This is a genomic window from Bacillus bingmayongensis (assembly GCF_000299035.1).
GTDB lineage: Bacteria > Bacillota > Bacilli > Bacillales > Bacillaceae_G > Bacillus_A > Bacillus_A bingmayongensis.
On the sequence record NZ_JH921517.1, the window covers coordinates 1 to 25,939 of the forward strand.

30 protein-coding genes and 2 other annotated features are annotated in these 25,939 nt (G+C 36.3%); of the genes, 25 read left to right on the forward strand and 5 right to left on the reverse strand.

Features of this window, described 5'->3' with window-relative positions; all coding sequences use genetic code 11:
* Positions 1-73: 73 nt before the first annotated feature.
* The 3 genes from Y7E_RS29395 to Y7E_RS31490 all read left to right on the forward strand — a co-directional run bounded on the left by Y7E_RS29395 (position 74) and on the right by Y7E_RS31490 (position 2,266).
* Positions 74-271 carry a hypothetical protein gene (locus Y7E_RS29395; protein WP_017150562.1) on the forward strand — a complete coding sequence of 66 codons (198 nt, stop codon included), beginning with the start codon at positions 74-76 and terminating at the stop codon, positions 269-271.
* Positions 272-342: 71 nt separating this feature from the next.
* Positions 343-594: a binding site (T-box leader), on the forward strand.
* 52 nt (positions 595-646) lie between these two features.
* On the forward strand, positions 647-2,038 hold the full coding sequence (gene asnS / locus Y7E_RS0106960; RefSeq protein ID WP_017150563.1) for an asparagine--tRNA ligase: 1,392 nt from the start codon (positions 647-649) through the stop codon (positions 2,036-2,038).
* A gap of 93 nt (positions 2,039-2,131) precedes the next feature.
* Positions 2,132-2,266, forward strand: coding sequence for a YuzL family protein (locus Y7E_RS31490; protein WP_017150564.1), 135 nt, complete (start codon positions 2,132-2,134; stop codon positions 2,264-2,266).
* Positions 2,267-2,339: 73 nt separating this feature from the next.
* Here the strand turns inward: Y7E_RS31490 and Y7E_RS0106970 are convergent, their stop codons facing one another.
* Together Y7E_RS0106970 and rnhC are read right to left on the reverse strand one after the other, a co-directional pair.
* On the reverse strand, positions 2,340-2,594 hold the full coding sequence (locus Y7E_RS0106970; protein WP_017150565.1) for a hypothetical protein: 255 nt from the start codon (positions 2,592-2,594) through the stop codon (positions 2,340-2,342).
* Between the two features lie 167 nt (positions 2,595-2,761).
* A complete protein-coding gene (gene rnhC / locus Y7E_RS0106975; protein ID WP_017150566.1) occupies positions 2,762-3,700 on the reverse strand; it encodes a ribonuclease HIII in 939 nt (312 codons plus the stop codon).
* 123 nt (positions 3,701-3,823) lie between these two features.
* Between rnhC and zapA the strand changes: the two genes are divergently transcribed.
* The 7 genes from zapA (at position 3,824) to Y7E_RS0107015 (ending at position 12,876) form a co-directional block, all read left to right on the forward strand.
* Complete coding sequence (zapA, locus tag Y7E_RS0106980) at positions 3,824-4,093, forward strand: cell division protein ZapA (RefSeq protein WP_000082702.1); 270 nt, start codon at positions 3,824-3,826, stop codon at positions 4,091-4,093.
* Between the two features lies 1 nt (position 4,094).
* The gene (locus Y7E_RS0106985) at positions 4,095-4,634 is read left to right on the forward strand and encodes a CvpA family protein (protein ID WP_017150567.1); all 540 of its coding nucleotides are present in this window, start codon (positions 4,095-4,097) and stop codon (positions 4,632-4,634) included.
* A 55-nt stretch (positions 4,635-4,689) separates the two neighbouring features.
* Positions 4,690-6,408, forward strand: coding sequence for a DNA polymerase/3'-5' exonuclease PolX (gene polX / locus Y7E_RS0106990; protein WP_017150568.1), 1,719 nt, complete (start codon positions 4,690-4,692; stop codon positions 6,406-6,408).
* A gap of 21 nt (positions 6,409-6,429) precedes the next feature.
* Positions 6,430-8,790 (forward strand): endonuclease MutS2, encoded by a 2,361-nt coding sequence (locus Y7E_RS0106995; protein ID WP_017150569.1) that lies wholly within the window; start codon positions 6,430-6,432, stop codon positions 8,788-8,790.
* 206 nt (positions 8,791-8,996) lie between these two features.
* On the forward strand, positions 8,997-9,686 hold the full coding sequence (locus Y7E_RS0107005) for a 23S rRNA pseudouridine(2604) synthase RluF (protein ID WP_017150570.1): 690 nt from the start codon (positions 8,997-8,999) through the stop codon (positions 9,684-9,686).
* A 118-nt stretch (positions 9,687-9,804) separates the two neighbouring features.
* Positions 9,805-10,056 (forward strand) — a binding site (T-box leader).
* A 120-nt stretch (positions 10,057-10,176) separates the two neighbouring features.
* Positions 10,177-11,502: a branched-chain amino acid transport system II carrier protein BrnQ6 gene (gene brnQ6, locus Y7E_RS0107010; protein WP_017150571.1), complete on the forward strand. Its 1,326-nt coding sequence runs from the start codon at positions 10,177-10,179 to the stop codon at positions 11,500-11,502.
* A 174-nt stretch (positions 11,503-11,676) separates the two neighbouring features.
* Positions 11,677-12,876, forward strand: coding sequence for a class I SAM-dependent rRNA methyltransferase (locus tag Y7E_RS0107015; RefSeq protein WP_017150572.1), 1,200 nt, complete (start codon positions 11,677-11,679; stop codon positions 12,874-12,876).
* Between the two features lie 100 nt (positions 12,877-12,976).
* Here the strand turns inward: Y7E_RS0107015 and Y7E_RS0107020 are convergent, their stop codons facing one another.
* Both Y7E_RS0107020 and Y7E_RS33575 read right to left on the reverse strand, forming a co-directional pair.
* Complete coding sequence (locus Y7E_RS0107020) at positions 12,977-13,171, reverse strand: YwbE family protein (RefSeq protein ID WP_017150573.1); 195 nt, start codon at positions 13,169-13,171, stop codon at positions 12,977-12,979.
* Positions 13,172-13,345, reverse strand: a complete 174-nt coding sequence (locus Y7E_RS33575) for a hypothetical protein (RefSeq protein WP_017150574.1) — start codon at positions 13,343-13,345, stop codon at positions 13,172-13,174. It abuts the gene before it with no gap.
* Positions 13,346-13,515: 170 nt separating this feature from the next.
* Between Y7E_RS33575 and Y7E_RS0107030 the strand changes: the two genes are divergently transcribed.
* From Y7E_RS0107030 to Y7E_RS0107065, 9 genes are all read left to right on the forward strand, one after another.
* Positions 13,516-14,208 carry a response regulator transcription factor gene (locus Y7E_RS0107030; protein WP_017150575.1) on the forward strand — a complete coding sequence of 231 codons (693 nt, stop codon included), beginning with the start codon at positions 13,516-13,518 and terminating at the stop codon, positions 14,206-14,208.
* A 1-nt stretch (position 14,209) separates the two neighbouring features.
* Positions 14,210-15,145, forward strand: a complete 936-nt coding sequence (locus Y7E_RS0107035) for a sensor histidine kinase (protein WP_017150576.1) — start codon at positions 14,210-14,212, stop codon at positions 15,143-15,145.
* Between the two features lie 126 nt (positions 15,146-15,271).
* Complete coding sequence (locus tag Y7E_RS0107040; protein ID WP_017150577.1) at positions 15,272-16,195, forward strand: ABC transporter ATP-binding protein; 924 nt, start codon at positions 15,272-15,274, stop codon at positions 16,193-16,195.
* Positions 16,196-16,214: 19 nt separating this feature from the next.
* On the forward strand, positions 16,215-16,367 hold the full coding sequence (locus Y7E_RS34235) for a hypothetical protein (protein ID WP_237741358.1): 153 nt from the start codon (positions 16,215-16,217) through the stop codon (positions 16,365-16,367).
* Entirely contained in the window at positions 16,364-16,867 is a 504-nt protein-coding gene (locus tag Y7E_RS29400) for a hypothetical protein (protein WP_017150579.1), read from the forward strand. The genes Y7E_RS34235 and Y7E_RS29400 overlap by 4 nt, the downstream gene beginning before the upstream one ends.
* A 38-nt stretch (positions 16,868-16,905) precedes the next feature.
* Positions 16,906-17,610 carry an ABC transporter permease gene (locus tag Y7E_RS0107050; protein ID WP_017150580.1) on the forward strand — a complete coding sequence of 235 codons (705 nt, stop codon included), beginning with the start codon at positions 16,906-16,908 and terminating at the stop codon, positions 17,608-17,610.
* A gap of 68 nt (positions 17,611-17,678) precedes the next feature.
* Positions 17,679-18,548: a DUF4097 family beta strand repeat-containing protein gene (locus Y7E_RS0107055; RefSeq protein WP_017150581.1), complete on the forward strand. Its 870-nt coding sequence runs from the start codon at positions 17,679-17,681 to the stop codon at positions 18,546-18,548.
* Between the two features lie 23 nt (positions 18,549-18,571).
* Positions 18,572-18,928 (forward strand): hypothetical protein, encoded by a 357-nt coding sequence (locus Y7E_RS0107060; protein ID WP_017150582.1) that lies wholly within the window; start codon positions 18,572-18,574, stop codon positions 18,926-18,928.
* A 52-nt stretch (positions 18,929-18,980) separates the two neighbouring features.
* On the forward strand, positions 18,981-19,673 hold the full coding sequence (locus tag Y7E_RS0107065; RefSeq protein WP_017150583.1) for an ABC transporter permease: 693 nt from the start codon (positions 18,981-18,983) through the stop codon (positions 19,671-19,673).
* A gap of 61 nt (positions 19,674-19,734) precedes the next feature.
* Here the strand turns inward: Y7E_RS0107065 and Y7E_RS0107070 are convergent, their stop codons facing one another.
* Positions 19,735-20,238, reverse strand: coding sequence for a DinB family protein (locus Y7E_RS0107070; protein WP_017150584.1), 504 nt, complete (start codon positions 20,236-20,238; stop codon positions 19,735-19,737).
* A 173-nt stretch (positions 20,239-20,411) separates the two neighbouring features.
* Here Y7E_RS0107070 and Y7E_RS0107075 point away from each other — a divergent pair, with 173 nt between their 5' ends.
* The 6 genes from Y7E_RS0107075 (at position 20,412) to etfB (ending at position 25,930) form a co-directional block, all read left to right on the forward strand.
* Positions 20,412-20,996: a sigma-70 family RNA polymerase sigma factor gene (locus Y7E_RS0107075; protein ID WP_034278340.1), complete on the forward strand. Its 585-nt coding sequence runs from the start codon at positions 20,412-20,414 to the stop codon at positions 20,994-20,996.
* Positions 20,950-21,621 (forward strand): hypothetical protein, encoded by a 672-nt coding sequence (locus tag Y7E_RS0107080; RefSeq protein WP_017150586.1) that lies wholly within the window; start codon positions 20,950-20,952, stop codon positions 21,619-21,621. Before Y7E_RS0107075 ends, Y7E_RS0107080 begins: the two co-directional genes overlap by 47 nt.
* A gap of 287 nt (positions 21,622-21,908) precedes the next feature.
* Positions 21,909-23,594 carry a long-chain-fatty-acid--CoA ligase gene (locus Y7E_RS0107085; protein ID WP_017150587.1) on the forward strand — a complete coding sequence of 562 codons (1,686 nt, stop codon included), beginning with the start codon at positions 21,909-21,911 and terminating at the stop codon, positions 23,592-23,594.
* Between the two features lie 107 nt (positions 23,595-23,701).
* Complete coding sequence (locus Y7E_RS0107090; protein ID WP_017150588.1) at positions 23,702-24,289, forward strand: TetR/AcrR family transcriptional regulator; 588 nt, start codon at positions 23,702-23,704, stop codon at positions 24,287-24,289.
* A gap of 11 nt (positions 24,290-24,300) precedes the next feature.
* A complete protein-coding gene (locus Y7E_RS0107095; protein WP_026049128.1) occupies positions 24,301-25,077 on the forward strand; it encodes an enoyl-CoA hydratase in 777 nt (258 codons plus the stop codon).
* Between the two features lie 79 nt (positions 25,078-25,156).
* A complete protein-coding gene (gene etfB / locus Y7E_RS0107100) occupies positions 25,157-25,930 on the forward strand; it encodes an electron transfer flavoprotein subunit beta (RefSeq protein ID WP_017150590.1) in 774 nt (257 codons plus the stop codon).
* The last annotated feature ends 9 nt before the right edge of the window (positions 25,931-25,939 follow it).

Below are 25,939 nucleotides of genomic sequence, written 5' to 3' on the forward strand. Positions count from 1 at the left end.
GTTTTGGGGAACAATTAATTTCTTAAGTTGATGGGTATGGGGCATAGCCATCAAGTTAACAAAAATAAACCAGATGCTGAAAAGCATCTGGTTTATTTTTGTTGAGTGTGTAGAAAAAGTCGTAGTTAGTTTAAATGAATTAAATGAACAATACGATTTTTTCATTGAGACATTAGAAAGAGAGGAATTATATGAATTTATTGTAGAAGTAGCGGCTATAGCAGGATTGGAAGTAGAAGAAGACATAACCGAAGAATGGAGAGAGTGGTAAGGTTCACTTTATTAACAGGACGCCTTGCATCTTTCCCTCGAATGTAGTACATTAATTTTAGTTTAACAAAACGAAAAACGATGATAAGGAAAAGTAGTATATACTATAATCCATAGCGAGTCAGGGACGGTGAGAGCCTGATGAGGCGGTATATATGAAGAACACCTTGGAGTTGCTAACCGAAATTGAAACTTGTATTCAAGAGTAGACTTAGACGGGAATCCGGCCTGTTACAAACCGGGAAGTATGTATTACATACGAGTTAAAGTTGGTCTTTATGACAAATTGGGTGGTACCGCGAAGTTTAACCTTTCGTCCCTTTATGGATGAAAGGTTTTTTTGTATTCAAATATATCAGCAAAGGAGAATTTCACTATGGAAAACACATTAGTAAAAAGTCTGTATAGAGATACAGATAAATACGTAGATCAAACAGTACAAGTATCAGGTTGGATTCGTAACTTACGTGATTCAAAAGTATTTGGTTTTATCGAATTAAACGATGGTAGCTTCTTCAAAAGCGTGCAAATTGTTTTCGATACAGAGTTAGATAACTTTAAAGAAATTGCGAAGCTTCCGCTTAGCTCTTCAATTAAAGTAGAAGGTAAACTAGTTGCAACGCCAGGGGCAAAACAACCATTTGAAATTAAAGCAGAAAAAATCGACGTTGAGGGCTTATCAGATTCTGATTACCCACTTCAAAAGAAACGTCATACGTTTGAATACTTACGTACAATCGCTCATTTACGTCCAAGAACAAATGCATTCTCTGCAACATTCCGCGTACGTTCTATCGCAGCATTTGCAATCCACCAATTCTTCCAAGACCGTGGATTCGTACATGTTCACACACCAATTATTACTGGTAGTGATACAGAAGGTGCAGGCGAAATGTTCCGCGTAACAACGCAAGATCTGAACAACTTACCAAAAGGTGAAGACGGACAAGTTGACGAATCAAAAGACTTCTTCGGTAAAGAAACAAACTTAACAGTAAGTGGACAACTTAATGCTGAAGCTTATGCATTAGCGTTCCGTGATGTATACACATTCGGACCTACATTCCGCGCAGAAAACTCAAACACAACTCGCCACGCAGCGGAGTTCTGGATGGTTGAGCCTGAGATTGCATTTGCTGAATTAGAAGATGTAATGGATCTGACAGAAGATATGCTGAAATATGCGATGAAATATGTATTAGAGCATGCACCAGAAGAAATGGAATTCTTCAACAGCTTTGTTGATAAAACAGTTCTAGAGCGCATGAACAACGTAATCAACTCTGACTTTGGTCGCATCACATATACAGAAGCAATTAAAGTGCTTCAAGAGTCAGGTGCAGACTTTAAATACCCAGTAGAATGGGGCATTGACTTACAAACAGAGCACGAAAGATACCTTTCAGAAGAAATCTTTAAACGTCCTGTATTCGTAACAGACTATCCAAAAGATATTAAAGCATTCTACATGCGTATGAACGATGACGGTAAAACAGTAGCTGCTACTGACCTTCTAGTTCCTGGCATTGGTGAATTAATCGGCGGAAGTCAACGTGAAGAAAGAATGGATGTTTTAGTAGACCGTATTAAAGAATTAGGCATGAATGAAGAAGACTACTGGTGGTACTTAGAACTTAGAAAATACGGCGGTACAAAACACGCTGGATTCGGTCTAGGTTTCGAGCGTTTCCTAATGTACATCACTGGTATGGCAAATATCCGTGACGTAATTCCATTCCCAAGAACTCCAGGTTCTTCGGAGTTTTAAGATATGCAAAAAGCGAGAGGGGAATCCTCTCGCTTTTTTGTGCTGTATACTTTCTTACCGCTAAGTAAAAAGTAACACTAAGGGGTGAGTATAATGGGCAAAAAAGTGAAAAAAGATCCTTCCAGAGCAAGCCTTGGTTCTCCGGAAGTCGAAGGACAGGGAACTACTACGCATGAAACGGGTTCTTATAAAGTACCTTCATCAAATAAGAAGCAAAAACGAAGCTAAACATATAAAGAAGAGTAGCTAAAATAGCTACTCTTCTTTATATGTTATTATTTGGCTTATTTTTAATTAGTTATTACTTCGTAATGATTTTCTCAATCTCTTTACAAAATTGTCCAAGCTTTTTAGGATTGTGAATTAGTTCGTAAGCATCGTACGTACCAATATGTTTACGAACTTGAAATTTGAACAGGAACGATTTACCATACCGTTCTATTAGTGCATGAAATGCTGGTTCATCATTTAATAATCGGATATTTTCTCTAATCCTGCTTTGTTTTTCATGTGGTTTACCCATTAAAACATTCAAAATCATTTGTAGTAATAACAAAGTAATCCCCTCTTTTATATAGTTTTATAATGAGTATGTATAGAATTAAAAATAAGTAAAACGAAATTTCTGTATATTTGAATTATAACAAAAAACAAGGCGAAAAGAAATAGGGATTCTTTTCGCCTTGTTTAGCTAGTTTATATATTGTCGATACTAAAAAATAGCTATTTTTTCAATAAACGAAATGCCTTTTCTGTATTTGCAAAGTGAAGTTTCACAAACTCAGGAAGTCGTTCTTTGCCTAGCTTTTGAATTAATTTTGCTGCGGCGATATCAACTTGCTTGCCTGCACCTTTCGGAAGTGGCATACCCGCTTTTTTGCTTAATTCATCAAACTGTTTTACGAATGAGTAGCGAGCTAAAATGGAAGCTGCGGCAACTGCTAAATGGACACTTTCGCCTTTTGTTGCGAAATAAACGTTTTCGCGCTGTACCTGTTTTTGTTTTGCTAAGTATTTATAGTATGTATCAGGCTGCGTGAATTGATCGATTAGGATACCTTCTGGCTTTGTCGGCGCGATCTTTGCTAGTAAATTTGTAAGAGCCTTATTATGTAAGAGTGCTTTTAGCTTACCTTGATTGTTTCCTTTTTCGAACAGCTCGTTATACTTTTCATTATGCAAAACAAGAGAGCTATAAGGAACAACAGCAAGGAGTTGTTTTGCAATTTCAGCGATTTGCGCATCATTTAAGTTTTTCGAGTCTTTTACACCAAGTTCTTTTAAGAGTGGAATTTGCTTCGCATCGACATATACAGCAACAACTGTCATCGGTCCGAAGTAATCTCCAGTACCTACTTCATCGGATCCGGCTATAGACATTGTTCCAATGGAAGAGGGCGGGGCATAGCGGTGTGAATTTGCCGTTTTCTTAACAGAAGATTTAGGTGCTTGAGAAACATTTTGCCAACGTGCTGATTCTTCCTCTGCACGAACACCTTGAAACATTACTTTGCCTGATTTATAGGCCGTAATTGTACAAGATGGGACTTTTGCCATAAAGACACCGCCTTGCGGAACTTTCGGTGCAATTGCTTGTTTATACTGCTGCCGCATGTCTTCAATTGTTGCAGGATTTGTTTGGATTACGATAGAATTTGACAAAGTAGTCGCTCCTTTTTTATATTGTTATTTTTATCATATCGGATTGTTCTTTCTGTTTCCATATTATGATGGTTCATGGTATGATAAACTTTAGGATTCTGTACGTGATTGGAGGCCGGTGAGTTGTCACAACAAAAGGGAAATAAAAGTCGAATTAATGTAGAAATCTATGGTCAACAATATTCAGTTGTTGGCGATGAAAGTACAAGTCATATCCGCATGGTAGCAGCGATTGTGGATGATAAAATGCGCGAACTCAATGCCAAGAATCCTTCGCTTGATACGAGTAGACTAGCGGTATTGACGGCGGTAAACGTCATACACGATTACATAAAATTAAAAGATGAACATGAAAAATTGAAAGAAAGTATGACAAAAAAAGGAATGGAATAACATGATTGATATTATTATCATTGTACTGCTTGTTATGGGATTTTTCCTCGGTTTAAGAAGAGGGTTTGTCCTGCAACTCGTAAAGTTAACAAGCTTTATTATCGCATACCTTGTTGCATACTGGTACTGCAAAGATTTAGCGCCAGCGCTTGAGAAATTTATTCCGTATCCATTTGATAAGAACGTATCTGTTCCAGAATGGATTGATGCGAATAATATCGAAGCAGTCTTCTATCAAGCAATTGCGTTCATTGTATTATTTATTATTACAAAAATCGCACTTTCATTGCTTGGTAATTTGCTGAATATGTTTACAGAAATCCCAGTTTTAAAGCAGGTAAATGCGTTTGCTGGGGCACTTCTTGGCTTTTTAGAAGTGTATATTATTTTGTTTGTCTTAATTATTATTGGAACAATCCTTCCGATTGAACAAGTACAAACGCCACTGCAAAAATCATCAATTAGCAAAATAATTGTAGACGATACACCGATTCTTTCTGAAAAGGTGAAGGAACTATGGCAGACAGGTAGCAGAGTATAACTTCTCTTTTTTCGGAAAGAGAAGTTTTTTTCTATGAAAGAAAGGCGGGGAAAGAATGAAAGTAAATAAAAAACAAGTGATTAAATTACTGGAGACAATCGGCCTATTTATGGAGCTTAAGGGCGAAAATCCATTTAAAATATCCGCATTTCGTAAAGCGGCAGCAGCATTAGAAAGCGATGATCGTAGTCTTTCTGAGATTGAAGATTTCACAAAGATTCCAGGCATCGGAAAAGGAACAGCAGCAGTGATTCAAGAATATATTGAAGGCGGAACTTCAGAAGTATTGCAAGAGCTCGAAAAAGAAGTACCAAGCAGCCTATTACCATTATTAAAATTACCAGGGCTTGGCGGTAAAAAAGTAGCAAAGCTGTATAAAGAACTGGGCGTAATTGATATGGAAACATTGAAAAAGGCCTGTGAAGAAAATAAAGTGCAGCTACTAGCAGGATTCGGTAAGAAAACGGAAGAGAAAATATTAGAAGCGATTACTCAAGTTGGTTCTCGTCCAGAACGTTTACCGATTGCAATGGTCTTGCCTATTGCCGGGGAAATAGAGAAGAAATTGTCGAATATCCAGGAAATTATTCGATTCTCTCGCGCTGGTAGCCTGCGACGCGTGCGTGAAACGGTAAAAGATTTAGATTTTATTATCGCAACGGAAAATCCACCAGCAGTACGTGAGCATTTATTGCAGTTTGATAATATGATTGAAGTCATTGCGAGCGGTGATACAAAGGTATCTGTTCGCCTTCAATATGAATATGATATTTCAATTGATTTCCGTCTTGTAAAACCTGAAGAATTTATTACAACTCTTCATCATTTTACAGGTTCAAAAGATCATAACGTAAGAATGCGCCAAATTGCAAAAGATAAAGGTGAAAAAATTAGTGAGTACGGTGTGGAAAACTTAGAAACAGGTGAAGTGAAAACATTTGAAACAGAAGAAGCATTCTTTGCTCATTTTGGTTTGCCATTCATTCCGCCAGAAGTACGTGAAGACGGAAAAGAGATTGAATTAATTAAAGAATATCCAAATTTAATTCAGTTCTCTGATATACAAGGTGATTTACATATGCATACAACATGGAGTGATGGTGCCTTTTCGATTGAAGAAATGGTACAAGCGTGCCGCGCTCGTGGGTATAAGTTTATGGCAATTACTGACCACTCACAATACTTGAAAGTAGCGAACGGTTTAACGAAAGAGCGCCTTCTTGAACAAGGAAAAGAGATTGAGCGCATTAACGAAAAATACCCAGATATCACAATTTTACGTGGAATCGAAATGGACATTTTACCAGATGCAACGCTAGATTTTGATGATGAAGTATTAGCGGAGCTTGATTATGTCATTGGTGCAATCCACTCTAGTTTCTCACAAGACCGTGAAACGATTATGAAACGTTTGCGCGCAGCAATTGAAAATAAGCATGTTACAATGATTGCCCATCCAACAGGTCGTCTTCTTGGACGCCGCGAAGGGTACGATGTAGATACAGATTTACTCATTGAACTCGCAAAAGAAACAGATACAGTTTTAGAATTAAATGCGAATCCGAACCGCTTAGATTTAAGTGCAAAACTATTAAAGCAAGCACAAGATGCTGGTGTAAAAGTAGCGATTAATACGGATGCTCATACACTTGAAATGTTAGAAGATATGGAAACAGGTGTAGCGGCAGCACGTAAAGGCTGGATTCAAAAAGATACCGTGATTAACACATGGAATATTGAACGTTTATTAGACTATATTAAACGGAATAAGTAACACAAGGGGGACAGGCAACTTATGTTAGAAAGAACGTTGCGTGTATTAGAATATAACAAAGTAAAAGAACAATTACTTGAGCATGTTGCTTCTTCACTTGGTCGTGATAAAGTGAAGAGCCTACTGCCTAGTACAGATTTTGAAGAGATTGTAGAAATGCAAGAAACAACGGATGAAGCAGCGAAAGTAATTCGCTTAAAAGGGCATGTACCGCTCGGAGGGATTTTTGATATTCGTCCGAATGTAAAGCGTGCGAAAATTGGAAGTATGCTGAGCCCGCATGAACTTCTTGATATTGCGAGTACGATGTATGGTAGTCGCCAAATGAAGCGATTTATTGAAGATATGATCGATAATGGTGTAGAGCTTCCAATTTTAGAAACGCATGTGGCACAAATTATGTCTTTATATGATTTAGAAAAGAAAATTACAAGCTGCATTGGTGATGGTGGCGAAGTTGTTGATAGTGCAAGTGATAAACTGCGTGGCATTCGTAACCAAATTCGCACTGCAGAAAGTCGTATTCGTGAGAAACTTGAAAATATGACGAGATCTTCTAATGCACAGAAAATGCTATCAGATGCAATTGTAACAATCCGTAATGATCGCTATGTAATTCCTGTAAAACAGGAATACCGCGGTGCATATGGCGGTATTGTCCATGACCAATCCGCGTCTGGACAAACGTTATTTATTGAGCCGCAAGTCATTGTGGAACTAAATAACGCGTTGCAAGAAGCACGTGTGAAGGAAAAACAAGAAGTAGAACGCATTTTAATGGTGTTAACAGAAGAGGTAGCAGTAGAAGCTGATACTGTGTTAGCGAACGTAGAGGTTATCGCAAATCTCGATTTCATTTTTGCGAAAGCATTTTATGCGAAACGAATTAAAGCAACGAAGCCAATTGTAAATAATGAGCGATATATGGATTTACGACAAGCTCGTCATCCACTTATTGATCCAGAAATCATTGTTCCAAACGATATTATGCTTGGTAAAGACTTCACAACAATCGTTATTACAGGACCAAATACAGGTGGTAAGACGGTTACATTAAAAACAGTCGGTATCTGTGTATTAATGGCGCAATCTGGTCTTCATATCCCTGTATTAGATGAATCAGAGATTTGTGTATTTAAAAATATCTTTGCTGATATTGGTGATGAACAATCGATTGAACAAAGCTTAAGTACGTTCTCCTCACATATGGTGAACATTGTAGATATTTTAGAAAAAGCTGATTTTGAAAGCTTAGTGTTATTCGATGAATTAGGTGCTGGAACAGACCCGCAAGAAGGGGCAGCACTTGCGATTTCCATCTTAGATGAAGTATATAACCGCGGAGCACGCGTTGTCGCAACGACGCATTACCCAGAGCTAAAAGCATATGGTTACAATCGTGAACAAGTGATTAACGCGAGTGTGGAGTTTGATGTAAACACATTAAGCCCAACTTATAAGTTATTAATCGGTGTACCAGGACGCAGTAACGCCTTTGAAATTTCAAAACGCCTTGGTTTATCTGATCGCGTGATTGATCGCGCTCGTAATCATATTAGTACGGATACAAATAAAATTGAAAATATGATTGCAAAGCTTGAAGAGAGCCAAAAAAATGCAGAGCGCGAATGGAATGAAGCAGAAGAGCATCGTAAACAATCTGAAAAACTTCATCGCGAGTTACAACGTCAAATTATTGAATTTAATGATGAGCGCGATGAGAGGTTATTAAAAGCGCAAAAAGAAGGGGAAGAAAAAGTCGAAGCTGCGAAGAAAGAAGCAGCAGGCATCATTCACGAACTTCGTCAATTGCGTAAAGCTCAGCTTGCAAACGTGAAAGATCACGAGTTAATCGAAGCGAAAAGCCGCCTAGAAGGGGCAGCGCCAGAACTTGTGAAAAAACAAAAAGTAAAAGTGAAAAACACAGCGCCAAAACAACAACTACGAGCAGGTGATGAAGTAAAAGTATTAACGTTCGGTCAAAAAGGACAGCTGCTGAAAAAAGTAAGCGATAATGAGTGGAACGTTCAAATTGGTATTCTGAAGATGAAAGTGAAAGAATCCGATATGGAGTACATTAATACGCCACAACAAACTGAGAAAAAGGCAGTCGCGACTGTTAAAGGAAGAGACTACCACGTTTCCTTAGAGCTTGATCTTCGTGGTGAACGCTTTGAAAATGCAATGATGCGTGTAGAAAAATATTTAGATGATGCACAGCTTGCAAATTACCCGCGCGTATCCATTATTCACGGAAAAGGAACAGGAGCACTTCGCCAAGGTGTACAAGATTACTTGAAAAAACATCGTGGCGTAAAAAACTACCGCTATGGTGATATGGGCGAGGGAGGCCTCGGCGTAACGGTTGTCGAATTAAAATAGCAAAAAACCAAGCAAAAGGGGTAAACACTATGTTTATGGACAAACTTGCAAAAGTATTGTTAGCTTGTTGCGGCATATTTTTTGTGATTGGGGTTATTTATTTAGTGGTTTTTGCGAAGTAAGAGAGCGTCAATCTCGGCATAAGTATACCGCCTGAGATTGACGCTTTTTCTTTTCGGATAATCTATAAGAAAAAGGAATACGACATGAAAATTAACCAATTTATAAGCGAAGCATTATCCTGCTCAAGGAGAGAAACAGACCGTCTTATTAAAGCAGACCGCGTGGCAATTAACGGCGAAGTTTGTGCGCATGGTACGATTGTTACACCTAATGATACTGTAACGGTTGATAGAAAAGTGATTGAAAAGGAAAATAAAGAAAAAATCTATATTGCCTTTCACAAACCAGTGGGAATCACTTGTACCGCTGCAGAACATATTGAAGGGAACATCATTGATTATATCAATCATCCAGAGAGAATCTTTCCAGTTGGTCGTTTAGATAAGGCGTCAGAAGGACTGATTTTGTTAACAAATGACGGAGCGATTGCCAATCAAATTTTACACGGAGATCATGAGCATGAAAAAGAATATGTAGTGACAGTTGATAAGCCATTTACAGATTGGTTTATTGACGGAATGTCTCGTGGCGTGAAGATTAAAGATGGGATGACGAAGCCGTGTAAAGTAACAAGGGTAGATGGCAGTACATTTCGAATTATTTTAACGCAAGGAATGAATAGGCAAATTCGCCGGATGAGCCGGGCTTTTGGATATACAGTAACGAAGCTAAAACGCGTGCGCATTATAAATATTAAGCTTGATGGATTAGAAGCTGGGAAGTGGCGAAATGTTACAGAGCAGGAGTTACAGGAATTATTGAAGCAGTTGTAAGGAGAGGAGGAGCTATCGCTTTCTCTCTTTTTATTTTTTTGTCAGAAAAAATAAAACTATTGATTTTTTAAAAAATAGCCCATATAATAAAAAACAACAAGATTCGACAATATATTTTATAAAAGTAATGATGAGGACATGAGTTATTTTTTACGATTCTCAGAGAGGGGAGCCTTAGGCTGTGAGCTTCCTAATACGAAAAGATATACTTACCACCTCTAAACTTCAAGAGTGAACTGCATGATGCATTGTAATTCTTGGCGGATAAAACCGTTATCAATTTACACGAGCTATAAAATGAGTTTATTTTATTATACATTCATTTTATTAGAATAAGGGTGGAACCACGATTTCAACACTCGTCCCTTTGTTAGGGACGGGTGTTTTTTGCGTTCTTTTGTAAGGGAAGTAGGATTGAAAGAGGAAATGTAACGGGTTTTTATTTCTGAATATTTTGTTTATTTATAAATTTTTTAGGAGGTAAATGAAAGTGAAATCATCTTTAAAGTTATCTGAGATGTTTGCAATAAGTTTAATGTTATTTGCGCTATTCTTCGGTGCAGGAAACATGATTTTCCCGCCAGCATTAGGACAAGGTGCTGGAACGGATGTATGGATTGCGTTGTTTGGTTTTATTATTACAGGAGTAGGTCTTCCTTTACTGGGGGTTATTGCCATTGCCTTAAAAGGAGATATTAATAAACTCGCAGGTCGTGTGCATCCGTTATTTGCACTTGTTTTCATCGTTGCGATTTATTTATGTTTAGGTGTATTTGTAAGTGTACCGCGTACAGGAACTGTTGCTTATGAAATGGCGGCTGCTCCATTTTTATCAAGTTCAGTAGTGGGCCAAGCATATTCACTTGTTATCTTTACATTTATTTTCTTTGCAGTTACTTTCTACTTAGCGTTAAATCCTTCGAAATTAGTAGAACGTATTGGGAAAGTATTAACACCAATTTTATTAGCTGTCATTGCAATTATTGTTATTAAAGCACTTATTACACCAATTGGAGAGTTCGGTGCACCAACAGAAACGTACAAAGATCCACTTTTTAAAGGATTTATTGATGGATATTTAACATTAGATGGATTAGCGGCACTTGTTTTCGGAAATGTGGTTATCAATGCTTTAAAAGGAAAAGGGATTACAAATAAGAAAAGTATTGCAAAAGTAACAATCTTTGCAGGAATTATTGCAGCACTTGGCTTACTTATTGTTTACTTAGCGCTTGCTTATCTGGGGGCTTCTAGTGTATCGCTTGGAATGGGAGAAAACGGTGGTGTTATTTTAACAAACGTTGTTCATCATTTATTTGGTAGCTCCGGTACTTTATTACTTGGTGTAGCAATTGCGGCTGCATGTTTGACAACTTCTGTTGGGATTGTCGCAGCTTGTGGAGAGTTTTTCTCAGCATTATTACCGAAGCTTTCTTATCAAAAAGTTGTTTTCATTTTCTGTGTGTTAGCATTTATGGTAGCAAATCTTGGCTTAACACAGCTAAATGCATTAGCATTACCAATCTTAATTGCAATCTATCCAATTGGAATCGTGCTAATCGTATTATCATTAGCTGAAAATTATATTCGCATTCCGTTATCGATGTATGTAGGTGGAATTATAGGAGCATTTGTTATTAGCTTCTTCGATGGATTAAATCATGCACACATTCAAATTGCAGCACTAGCACCTATTTTAGAAAAAATTCCATTCTATAGTGTTGGCATTGGATGGTTGATTCCAGGATTGATAGGTATGTTTGTTGGATATATTGTTTCTATCTTTCAAAAACAAGAAGTTGTTATTGAAAAATAAATTAGAAAGGCTTTCCTAAAAGAGGAAAGCCTTTTTGTTTTTTAGCCAGGTGATGAGCTGGTTGTACTAGCAAAGCAATAATATGGTATAGTGAAACGAGGCTGTTTTTTCAGTCTCGTTTTTTAAATGCTTCCTACTAGATAGAAAGCATTCAAATGGAAAGGAAGACATTACATGCGATCAGAAGTAACTGTAAAGATAAAAACGAAATTTATAAAAGAAATTAAAAGTGGCTACCCACTTATTTTAAAAGATGCGATTCAAAACTTAAATGATATACGTGAAGAGGGGACGATCATCAAAATTGTTGATGAGAAGAACCAATTTCTTGGAAAAGGATACTATGGAAAGCAAAATAAAGGATATGGCTGGATTTTAACGAGAAAAGAGCAAGAGCACATTGACCAAGCTTTCTTTGAAAGAAAAATCAAATCAGCGTTACATAAGCGAAAAGGTTTTTATAAATCGAATGATACGACTGCATTCCGCGTTGTAAATGGTGAAGGGGATGGACTTGGCGGTTTAATTATCGATTACTACGATGGGTATTATGTAATCAGCTGGTATAGTGAAGGAATCTATTCATTCAAAGATGAAATCATTGGAGCTCTTCAAAAAATAGCAAACTTTAAAGGAATCTACCAGAAGAAGCGTTTTGATACAAAAGGAAAGTATATTGAAGAAGATGACTTTGTAACTGGAGAACGCGGTGAGTTTCCAATCATCGTAAAAGAGAACGGTGTGAATTTTGCAGTGTATTTAAATGACGGAGCAATGGTTGGCGTGTTCTTAGATCAGCGTAACGTTCGAAAGCAAATTCGTGATACATATGCGAAAGGGAGAACGGTATTAAATATGTTCTCTTACACAGGTGCATTTTCTGTATTTGCAGCGCTTGGCGGAGCAACAAAAACAACAAGTGTTGATTTGGCCAATCGTAGCTTAAGTAAAACAATTGAACAATTCAATGTAAATGGAATTGATTACGAAGCACAAGACATTATCGTAGAAGACGTATTCCATTATTTTAAATATGCAGCGAAGAAACAAATGAAATTTGATATGGTTGTACTAGACCCACCAAGTTTCGCGCGTTCGAAAAAATATACATTTAGTGCGGCAAAAGACTATAAAAACTTATTAAAAGAAACAATCGCAATTACAGAAAACAACGGTATTATCGTTGCTTCTACAAACTGCAGCACATTCGATATGAAAAAATTTAAAGGCTTTATCAGTGCAGCATTTAAAGAAATGAATGGGAAATATAAAATATTGGAAGAACATTCATTACCAGAAGATTTCCGTACAATTGACCAATTTAAAGAAGGCGACTATTTAAAAGTAGTCTTCATCGAAAAAATCAAAGGGTAATCACAATTATCGGTGTTTCGACAAAGAATATCGACTTACAGAAAAAACGACATGAATTATGAATAAAAAAAGGAGCTCAATTTCAAATGAGTTCCTTTTTCTATTCCACAATGTGCTGTACTCTACCAACCTGCCCATCTTGCAGTCGCACTTTAATGCCGTGCGGATGAGACGGTGAGTTTGTCAAAATATCTTTTACAATCCCTCGAGTGAGTGTGCCAGTACGTTGATCTTTCTTTAGTACGATATCAACTTCCAAGCCTGGTGAAATATTAGCTCGTTTTTGCCCGTTCATTTACACACCTGTACGTCTACGTTGGTTGTTTGTTTTCTTTGTTTGCTGACTTTGTAGTTTCTTCGTTGCTTGATTTTGGTTTTTAGCATTTGCGCCATTTCCATTTCCTTGCTTTTTCTTCGCAAGTTGCTCACGCATTAAATCAGCTAAATTTACTTTTTTATTTTCTGACATGGTAAATCTCCTTTATATAAAGTGAATTGTGAACAAGAGTAGTGAATTCCATCATAACATTGTTGTGAAAAGAAATGAAGTCAGATTGAATTTTCATATAATTCTTTTCAGTTTTATCTACTTCAGTTACAATTAAATTGTTAATGATTGTAAAAAAAGGGGATAGAAACATGTCACATCATATTTTACTAGTAGAAGATGACATTTCGATTCAAGAGATGGTTGAAAAATATTTAACGAAAGAAGGCTTTCAAGTTACAATCGCACCTGATGGAGAAGAAGGAGTTCTAGCGTTTTTAAAAGGTTCATTTGATTTAATTATTTTAGATATTATGATGCCAAAGCTAGATGGTTTAGAAGTGGTGAGAATTATTCGAGAAAAAAGTGCTGTTCCGATATTAATGATGTCTGCGAAGGATACGGATGTTGATAAGGCGGTCGGTTTAGGCCTTGGAGCAGATGATTACATTTGTAAGCCATTTTCTATGATTGAGCTATCAGCGCGGGTAAAGGCAGGTATTCGAAGATCAACCAAGTATTCAGCCACGGAGAAGAAAGAAGAAATGATTGAGATTGGTGATTTGAAAATCGATCCAATCAACTTTACTGTGCAAAAAAACGAAAAACAGCTAAAACTTACTTTGAAAGAATTCGAGATTTTAAAGCTATTTGTGAAGAATCAAAATCGTGTATTTACAAAAGCACAAATATATAATCTCATTTGGAATGAAGAATACTATGGCGATGATAACGTGATTAATGTTCATATGAGACGGTTGCGTGAGAAAATTGAAGATGATCCTTCTAATCCGGAATATATTAAAACACTATGGGGTATTGGTTATAAGTTGGAAGTGATATAGTATGGTCGCTCTTTTAACAATTGTTATTGTTATGTTATTAGGTATTATTTATTTTCAATATAGAATACAGAAAAGTAAAAGTGCAAATGTGCGCTATACATATGAAAAGTTACAGGATATTGTAAAGCAGCAAACAGGTGAGAAATTATTAGTTGTAACGGATGATAAAGAACTGCAAAAATTATTAGTAGCGATTAATCATTTATTAGATGCGAAGCAAAAAACGAATGCCAATCATGCGAAGGTTGAGATTTCCATGAGGAAGATGCTTTCTAATATCTCACATGATTTAAAAACGCCGCTTACTGTTATTCTTGGGTATACAGAAATGTTAAATACAGATAAAACGATGAGTAAAGAAGAGCAACAAGCATTACTAGAAAAGGTACATTTGAAAACACTGGAAGTAATGGAACTGATTCATAAGTTTTTTGATTTGGCGAAATTAGAATCTGGAGATAAAGCAATCGAAATGACGAAGGTGAATATGAATGAAGTGTGCCGGGAAAAGATTTTATCATTTTATGATTTAGTAACGACGAAAGGGTTTGAGGTTCATATTGATATACCGGAGAAAAATGTATATGCACTCGGAAATGCAGAAGTGTTGGGTAGGGTATTAAATAATTTAATATCAAATGCAATTGCGTATGGATATGATGGGAAAACACTCGGTATTACATTAAGAGATGATGATAGGTGCATATATGTTGATGTATGGGACCGCGGCAAAGGAATTGATGAATCTCATATTGATAAAGTATTCGAACGCATGTATACGTTAGAAGACTCGAGGAACCGATTGTATCAAGGAAGCGGTCTTGGACTTACGATTACAAAACGACTTGTGGAAGCGTTAGGCGGAGAAATTCATCTTTCTAGTACGCCATATGAGAAAACGGTATTTACAATTATGCTGAAAAAAATGGAGTTTTAGCTTGTAGAAAAGGGTGTTCTACAAGCTTTTTTTGAACGTAAGAAATTTGTAAGGAATGGGTAAGAAAAAAGAGACGTTCATTGTCTATGATAGAAATATAAAACGGAAGCGAAAGGGGAAAATGATATGGCTTATATATTAAAAACAAATCAGTTAACAAAAGTGTTTCAAGGAAAAGAAGTGATTTCAGGGGTCAACATGCACGTGAAAAAAGGAGAAATCTACGGCTTTTTAGGACCCAATGGTGCTGGTAAAACAACAATTATGAAGATGATTACAAATTTAATAAAACCAACGAGTGGGGATATTGAAATTTTTGGTGAGAGATTAACAGATACATCATATGACGTGTTAAAACGAATGGGAACAATTATCGAATATCCAATTTTTTATGACAAATTAACAGCTAAGGAAAATTTATATCTACATTGCGAATATATGGGTTACTACGACAAGAAGGAGATTGAGCATGCATTAGATCTTGTTAATTTACACAACGTGGAGAATAAAAAAGTAAAAGATTTTTCGCTTGGGATGAAACAAAGATTAGGAATTGCCAGAGCGATTTTGACAAAGCCAGAGCTATTAATTTTAGATGAACCAATCAACGGTCTAGATCCAATCGGGATTAGAGAATTGCGCGACCTATTTAAAATGCTTTGCAAAGAATATGGAATTACCCTATTAGTATCTAGCCATATTTTAGGAGAAATGGAGCAAATGGCAGATACGATTGGCGTTATTCAAAATGGGAAATTGATAAAAGAAGTTTCAATGAAGAGCATTAATGGAAAACAAACAGAGTACATTGAAATTCATGTTCAAGATGTGAAACGTGCGGCTTATATTTTAGAAAATAAACTTAGCATAACAAATTACAAAATTATGAGTGAAAGTATGATTCGCGTGTATGAAATGACAGCTACACAGCAAGCAGTTTCTAAAACGCTGATCATGAATGACATAGAAATTGAAAGTATAAACAAAAAGCATAGTTCGTTAGAAGAGTATTTCTTGAACCTTGTGAATGGAGAGGGCATCCGTGCTTAACTTAATGAGACTTGAATTCATGAAATTTAAGATATGGTCGGTTATTAGAGGGGCACTTATTGCAATCTTGATTGTTTCTATATTTATCCCATTGATTATATTTGATGGGAACTTGATAGTTATGACAGCGTATTTCAAGCTATTGATCGTTTTTCACGAGCCGTATTTATGATTTTCGGAGCCAGTTTAATTGCGAAATTCATTATTCAAGAGTTTCAAAATAATACGATGACAGTGATGTTTATGTATCCGATTAATCGAAAAAAAATGATGACAGCAAAAATTCTCATCATTATACTGTTTACGCTATGCGCTATTATCATTTCAGAGATTATTATGTTTAGTTTCGTCTATGTTTTAAATTTATATCATCCAGTAATCATGGAACCGTTAACGGTGGCGATTTTAACTCAGAACGCAGCGGAACTATTTGTGAATGCTTTAGCATCAACAGGAATTAGTTTAATCCCGATTCATTTTGGAATGAAAAAGTATTCAGTCCGAGCAACGTTTGTATCTGCAATTATCGTTATGTGTTTATTTACTTCTAGTTTGAATGGTGAAGTTTCATTGTTCAGCTTTATTGTGATTCCTGTCATGATAGCATGTGTTGGTTTATTGATTGCTTTTATGGCAATAAGGAAGATTGAACAGGTGGATTTGTTTAAATAAGGAATATTTTTTAAATCGTATCAATGGGGGCAATTAACATGTTTAAACTAATGAAACTAGAATGGAAAAAGCATCGCTTATCTAGGTATTTTAAAGGAGTAGTAATTTGTATTATAGCAATTTTCGCTGCTGTTGGTCTTATGGCGTGGGGCTCTAGAATTGAGAGTGATTTAATGTTTCCAGATTATACGGGGTTCATGTATGTAACGAATGTTTTTATTAGAGTAGTATTTATGATTTTTTCAGCTGTCATTTTATCAAGTTTAGTGATTGATGAATACAGGAGTAAAACGATGCAATTATTATTTACCTATCCGTTACAACGAAAAAAATTAATGCAAGCGAAGTTAGCAATTGTTTTTGGATTTTGTTTTTGCAGCATAATTGTTACTACTTTTATTATCAACATGTTAACTTTTTTCTTAAATCCAATAATAGGATTCTTTGGGAAGCCTGTTAGTATGGGGGAAATAATTGCAACAGTGCCAAGCACTTTTCTTAGTGCATTCATGATGGCTGGAATAAGCTTAGTTCCTTTATATTTTGGCATGAGAAAAAAATCTACTGCTACAACAATTACTTCTTCTGTATTAATTGGATGTGTAATTAACTCAGCTGTTTCTGATGCGAGTGGTTCGGTTAGCTTGTTCGACTTTATTGGCGTACCAATTGCATTCTGTCTATTAGGTCTTATCATTGGCTATCTTTCTTATCATAAAGTTGACAAAATTGATGTGGCCTAAATAAAGATCAGGGTAAAGATGGAATAATTCATGTTTATTTAAACTGAAAATGAAATGAGGGATAAAAATTGAAAAAAATCATATTCGCTTCTACGGCATTAATTGTAATTGGTGGACTCACTTTTGGCATCAAAGAAGTAGGAGGGAAGGGTTTTGAAAAAGAAAACTCCTTTGAAGTAGATCGTATTGCAGAAGTAGAAATAAACAACGAATCTTGGGATGTTGAGTTCAAAAGTGCAGAATCAAACAAGGTAACAATTGCAGTTGAAGGAAAACAGAAAGATAAGAAGAATGATCCTGTAACAATTAAAAAGGATGGAAAGAAAATTGTAATCACTCAACAAGAACAAAAGGATGGATTTATTGGTGGCTTCACTTTTGGAAAGAAAGGTACAATCTATATTTCTATTCCAAAGGATGGAGTAGATACGATTACATTGAATAATAGATCTGGCGATATAAAAATGAATGATATAATGACTAAAAATATTGTATTTTCAAACGGATCTGGTGCTGAAAAGATTGAGGGGCTATCAGCAGAAAACGGTGAGTTTACATCAAAAGGTGGGGAACTAAGTTTGAAAAATAGTTCGTTACAGGAACTATCTGTAGCTTCTACTACCGGTGATAACTACCTTACAAATGTAAGGAGCCCTAAGACAAAAGTTACTTCAACAGATGGTGAAGTATTGATTAAAGAGACAATAGAAGGAAAGTCATTACTTGTAGAAACAAAATCAGGAGACATTGGTGTCTCTTATAAAGAAGCTCCAACTTCATTAAAGCTTGCTGCTAACAGTGATTCATCCGATATAATAGTGAGTTTAAATGGGTTTAAGAAAAGAACGAATACGGAAAAAACAAAAGAAGGTGTAATTGGTGATGCATCAAATAAGGTGGAGATTTTAAGTAAAAAAGGCACTATATGTATCAAATAATAATCAGAAGAGGTGAATATATCATGCAGAAAAAATCAATTCGTTCCGTCAGTGACATATTTGCTATGCTGTTTTTTTACTGTACGACGGGACTATTAAGCGTTATTGTTGTTCCAGTTTTGGCAACGATTGCGTACGGTTTCGGTTTTTGTACTGTACTTATATTAATTGCAGGTATTATTCGTTCCTTTGGAGTTACATGGGTACAAATGGATATGGGTCCTAGTTTATCAATTCCTCAGGAGTGGAGCATGGTTTATGCTCTGATCATAGGTGGAATCGTGGGAAGCATCGCCTATTTTAGTTGGAAGTATCTTCGTATTTATTTGAATTTTTTATCGAGAAATTATCGTAAAGTATTACCAATGAATAAACAATAAAATCAAACCGGTGGATTTTTAAAAATAAAATAGATGAACTAAGGGGGATAAAATGCTGCAACTTATAAAGCTAGAAATGAAGAAATCTAAGCTTGGATGGTATATAAAAGGTGCGATTATCGCAAATATAGTGATGATTGCGATGCTATTTTTTGTAAGCTATATGTCACAGATTGAAGGGGATGTAGAACTAGGAAATCCTCAAGGAATTCTTTTAATGGCGAGTGCAATGGTGCGAGGAACGTTTATTGTCTTTGCGGGAGTATTAATTGCAAAACTAGTAATTGAAGAATATAAAAATAAAACAATACTGCTCATGTTTTCGTATCCAATTAGTCGAAAAAAAATCATTGCTAGTAAGTTATTAATCACAGCAATGCTAACGTTTGTAACAGTTTTATTATCTAATATTTTTGTAATAGGTATCTTCTTTACATTGAATAGTTATATGTTAGTTATTCCGAATACAATAACGGTAGCTGAGTTGATTCAAGAAGGTATAAAAGTGATTCCTTTTGCTATGGCAGCTGCAGGATCAGGGTTAATTCCCTTATATTTTGGTATGCGTAAATACTCTGTTCCAACAACGATTGTTTCTTCCTTACTTGTTGTGATGATTGCATGTCAAAGTCAGCCAGAATTCTCATTAGCAACTTTTCTACCACTTCAATTAGCACTTGCGGCTATTGGTATTATGATTGCTTATTATGGAATTAGAAATATTGAGAAGGAAGATGCGTTATAAAGTTTCACATGAAACAAGTTACAGAAAAAGACAAGGTGCAGTTACCTTGTCTTTTTCGTTATTACATTTTCGGAGCTTCCATCCCGGCAGCTGCCCACTCTTCCTTAGCAGGTCCATAAATACCTGGAACCTGTAACCCAGCTTGACGCATTAAGACAGTCATTTGCCCACGGTGATGATTTTGATGATTAATGAGAGTCATCAAAAAGATAGAGTTTGGCATGGGGCGCCCAAAGAAATCATTAATTGTTGCTAAATCTTGATCAGTCCACTGCGTTTGAATTGCCTCTACAAAATCCGTATTTACTTTACGATAACCTTCTGCAATCGTCTTCGCGGAAGTTGGTACAGGATAATCTTTTGTCTCCCCCTCAAACTGTAAACCTGTTCCTGACAGCATCACAGGAATTGCGGTAACGATATGCCAAGCGACTCTGCCTAAAGTCCAATGCCCAGGAGCAATTTCTTGCTTCAATGATTCATCAGTTAATGCATCTAGTATCTTTTGTGTAGACTCAGACTCGTATTTCCATGTTGTCAGAAAGCCTTCAATTGTTTGATACATGATATCCCCCCAATGGTTATATTCATAGAGTAAATTCGTGAGAGTAGGTGTTTGTCCTGCTTTTTTATTTTTGTATATTTACATTTAACTAAATTTTGTATTTGTGTCAGAAAACTAACATTATAATTCGTATATTAAGTGAATAGAGAATGAAACAAAGAGTGGTGATAGGGATGAGCGAAGCTGAAGTAGTAGAAGGGTTACGAAAGAAAGATATGACTGCATTACATGCAGCGATTGATCAATATGGTGATTTAATTTATAAAGTTGTTCATAGTGTGTTAGATACATCGCATAGTAAAGTACTCGTTGATGAATGTGTGGATGATATTTTATTAATTATTTGGTACAACATTGAGAGTTATGATGAAAAGCGCGGGAAATTTAGAAATTGGCTTATATCTGTTGCGAAGTTTAAAGCAATTGATTTTAAGAGAAAAAGTAATCAGGCTTATCGATTACAAGAATTTCAGCAGGATATATATGAAGAGATAAAAGATTCAAATCAAACAAATGAGGAACAAGAGGAAACCTTCTACCTTTTAATTGAAGCTTTAAATAATAAAGATAGAAAAATCTTTATAAAGAGATATTTAGATGAATATAGTGTGCAGGAGATTGCTTCTGAATTAGGGCTGACAACAGATAACGTTTATAGCAGACTTTCAAGAGGACGGAAAAAACTAAAAAAGATACTAGGAGGGGAAACTGATGCGCAAAGAGGAGCTGTTACAGGGATTAAGCAATTTACAATATAGTGATGAAGATGTTGCAGAATATAATGATGAAGCAAAAGTGGATAAACAGAAAATAAAACGTGCAAAAATGGTAGTGACTAAAAGTATTTTGATGCAGCGTTGTTATCAGGAAGTACAAAGTGATTTACAGAAAAATGAAGAGATCTTATATAGTATGATTGCATCTAATCCTCGTGTAAAGGGATCACAAACAGGAACAGCAACTATGTTAGGAATAGGCGCTCTCGCTATGCATTTTGGCATTAATAGCGTTTTGGTTGTTACAAATGAAAGATTATATGTTTTCTTTGTAGACCGGTATTATAATGATGTTGATTTAAAAGTATATCAATTAGATGAAATTATTTCTATGAAAACAGTATTAGATCGTAAGGGGGGAAGTGAGTTTTTATATATAAAATATACAAATGGTAAAGAGTACTTATTATTAGGAATTGATGATGAATATCGTGAATTGTTTCAAGTGTTACGTAAGGTGAAAAAAGCCAGTGGAATAGAGCTGTCATTACAGGATAAAAAATTAACCTGGGCACTAAGAGGTAAAAGAATGATGTTTTATATATTTATGTATTCATTTGTGATATATGGATTTTATAAAGCTTATGTTAACTTTTTTCCACATTAACGGGCAGTGATACCCCCACCTTAAAATTTAGCAAAAGCAAAGAAGTTAGGTGGGGGAAATCACTATATATGAAAGTTCCATTAGCTTTACTTTTGTTTTATAGCGAGCGTTAAAGTGCATTTAGCTTCTATTAATGGAAGGTGTTCTTTCTTGTAGTTGTTATGGAATAGTTATATAAAAGTCAGAATATTATGATTGTAACGCGATTACGACTATAATATAATGAAAACAATCATCATGAATGGACATTCATTGTATTCTTGTAAGAACAGGGAGGAGGAATGAGGATGGAAAAGCCTTGGCTACAAAGTTATCCAGAGGAAATTCCAGATACAATTTCTTATGATATTCAGCCGCTCCATGTATATTTACAGCAGATGTCTTCTCGGTATCCAGAAAAGAAAGCGCTTCACTTTCTGGGGAAGGATATTATATTTTCAGAGCTGAATTGTAAGGTGAATCAATTTGCAAATTATCTTCGTAAGCTTGGTGTGAAAAAAGGTGATCGAGTTGCGATTATGTTACCAAATTGTCCGCAGGCTGTAATTGGATATTATGGTACATTGCTCGCAGGTGGTATTGTCGTGCAAACAAATCCTCTTTATACAGAGAGGGAACTAGAATATCAACTCCATGACTCTGGAGCGAAAGTTATTCTATGTCTGGATCTCGTTTTTCCGAAAGTTACGAATGTTCAATCTACCACAAAGCTTGAGCATGTTATTGTAACCCGCATTGCAGATTTTTTACCATTTCCAAAAAATTTACTATATCCATTTGTACAAAAGAAGCAAACGAATCTTGTTGTAAAAGTAGCCGAAAGTGATACGATTCATGTTTGGAAATCGGTAGAAAGAGAAAGTGATGAAATGGTAGAGGTGCCTTGTGATCCTGAAAATGATTTAGCGCTCTTACAATATACAGGAGGTACGACAGGATTTCCGAAAGGAGTTATGTTAACGCACAAAAATCTTGTATCGAATACATTGATGGGTGTGCATTGGCTATATAACTGTAAAGAAGGAGAAGAAGTGGTTCTCGGTGTCCTTCCATTTTTCCATGTGTACGGGATGACAGCTGTGATGAATTTAACCGTTATGCAAGGATACAAAATGGTAATTGTCCCGAAGTTTGATATGAAAATGGTGTTTGAAGCGATTAAAAAGCATAAAGTTACACTGTTTCCGGGAGCTCCGACGATTTATATTGCCCTTTTAAATAGTCCTCTGCTTCAGAAATATGATATCTCTTCGATTCGTGCTTGTATTAGTGGTTCTGCTCCTCTTCCAGTAGAGGTGCAAGAGAAATTTGAAAAGATTACAGGCGGTAAGCTCGTAGAAGGATATGGACTGACAGAGTCATCTCCAGTCACACATAGCAATTTCTTATGGGAAAAACGTGTGCCAGGAAGCATTGGCGTCCCGTGGCCAGATACAGATGCCCGCATTATGTCACTTGAAACAGGAGAATCGTTACCTCCAGGGGAAATTGGTGAAATTGTTGTGAGAGGTCCGCAAGTAATGAAGGGATACTGGAATAAGCCTGAGGAAACAGCAGCTGTATTACAGGATGGTTGGTTACACACAGGTGATGTTGGCTATATGGATGAAGATGGATTTTTCTATATAAAAGATCGCAAGAAAGATATGATTGTTGCTAGCGGATTCAATGTTTATCCGCGCGAAGTGGAAGAAGTATTATATGAGCATGAAAAGGTGCAGGAAGTGGTTGCGATCGGTGTCCCAGATCCATATCGTGGTGAAACCGTGAAAGTTTTTGTTGTACTAAAAGAAGATGAAGTTTGTTCTGAAGAAGAGTTAGATCAGTTTGCTCGTAAATATTTGGCTGCTTATAAAGTTCCAAAATTATATGAGTTTCGGAGTGAGTTGCCAAAAACAACTGTTGGGAAGATTTTACGACGCGTCCTTATAGATGAAGAGAAGAAAAAGAAAGAGGATGAGCAGACGGGCTAAAGGCCCTTTCTTTTTGAAAATATATGATTGACAATATTGAAAATAGTCAGTATTATTAAAATATGAATGATTATTCATTCAGTCATCTTCTTGAAGGGGACAGTAAAGTGAAAAAAAATCGACCAAAATATAACCAAATTATTGATGCGGCGGTTATTGTGATTGCAGAAAATGGATACCATCAAGCGCAGGTTTCTAAAATTGCAAAGCAAGCTGGCGTTGCTGATGGAACTATTTATTTATACTTTAAAAATAAAGAAGATATATTGATATCCTTATTCCAGGAGAAGATGGGAGAATTTGTCGAAACAATTCGTCAAAAAACAGCAGGAATTGAAAGCGCTGTAGAGAAGTTGTTTATGTTGGTAGAAACGCACTTCTTGCTGTTATCACAAAATGATCCTCTTGCTATCGTCACTCAACTAGAGCTTCGCCAATCCAATCAAGACTTACGCCTCAAGATAAACGAAGTATTAAAAGGATACTTACAAGTCATCGATGAAATTTTGGAAACAGGTATAGGACAAGGAGAATTCCAAGCGGATTTAAATGTTCGCGTAGCAAGACAAATGATCTTCGGAACAGTAGATGAAGTTGTGACCAATTGGGTAATGAGCGATCATAAATATGATTTGGTCGCACTTTCAAAAACGGTACATGGGCTGCTTATTTCAGCTTGTGGTTATCGTCAATAATGGGAGGGATCATGTTGAAATTCCTATCTGTAACAGTGGAAGACCATATCGCGGTGGCGACATTAAATCATCCGCCAGCTAACGCTATGTCTTCACAAGTTATGCATGACGTTACTGAGTTAATTGATCAAGTCGAAAGGGATGAAAGTATCCGCGTCGTCGTTCTTCATGGCGAAGGACGCTTCTTCTCAGCAGGAGCAGATATTAAAGAGTTTACTTCTGTTGAGGAAGCAAAACAGGCGACAGAGCTAGCACAGCTTGGACAAGTTACTTTTGAGCGTGTAGAAAAATGCTCAAAACCAGTTATTGCGGCAATTCATGGAGCGGCACTTGGCGGTGGCCTTGAATTCGCTATGTCTTGCCACATGCGCTTTGTAACTGAAAGTGCAAAGCTTGGTTTACCAGAGTTAACGCTTGGATTGATCCCTGGTTTTGCAGGTACACAGCGTTTGCCACGCTACGTTGGCAAAGCGAAGGCTTGTGAAATGATGTTAACAAGTACACCGATTACAGGTGCACAAGCATTAGAATGGGGACTTGTTAATGGTGTGTTCTCTGAAGAGTCGCTCTTAGAGAATACTCTTCAAATCGCAAAACAAATTGCTAGTAAAAGTCCAGCGACAACTCGTGCTGTGTTAGAGCTATTACAAACAACAAAATCATCTCATTATTATGAAGGTGTACAACGTGAGGCACAAATATTTGGTGAAGTGTTTACGAGTGAAGATGGAAGAGAAGGTGTAGCGGCATTCTTAGAAAAACGCAAACCTTCATTTAGTGGTAGGTAGTTCGAATTATTTTTTTAATATAAATTAACAGAATATTAAAATTGGTGGAATCTTTCTGAAAAACAAGGGGGTAAATGGAATGAACATCTACGTACTCATGAAACGAACATTTGATACAGAAGAGAAGATCGTAATTAAAAACGGTGCAATTTACGATGGCGAAGCGGAATTCATCATCAACCCTTACGATGAATATGCGATTGAAGAAGCAATTCAAGTAAGAGACGCACAAGGCGGTGAAATTACGGTTGTAACAGTTGGCGGTGTAGACAGTGAAAAAGAACTTCGCACTGCGCTAGCGATGGGCTGTGATAAAGCGGTATTAATTAATATTGAAGATGATATTGAGAATGGTGACCAATTTACAACAGCGAAAGTGCTTGTTGAATATTTAAAAGATAAAGAAGTAGATTTAATTTTAGGTGGAAACGTAGCGATTGATGGTGCGTCTGGACAAGTTGGACCTCGCGTAGCTGAAGCGTTAAATATTCCATATGTAACAACAATTACGAAGCTTGAAATTAACGGCACAAGCGTGAAAATTGAGCGCGATGTTGAAGGAGATACGGAAGTGATTGAAACATCACTACCGCTTTTAGTAACAGCGCAACAAGGTTTAAATGAACCACGTTATCCATCGCTTCCAGGTATTATGAAAGCGAAGAAAAAACCGCTTGAAGAGCTAGAATTAGATGATTTAGATTTAGCGGAAGATGATGTGGAAGCAAAGACAAAAACAATCGAAATCTATTTGCCTCCTAAGAAAGATGCAGGAAAAGTGTTACAAGGCGAGCTGCAAGATCAAGTAAAAGAACTTGTATCGTTGCTCCATACAGAAGCGAAAGTAATCTAATAAAATACG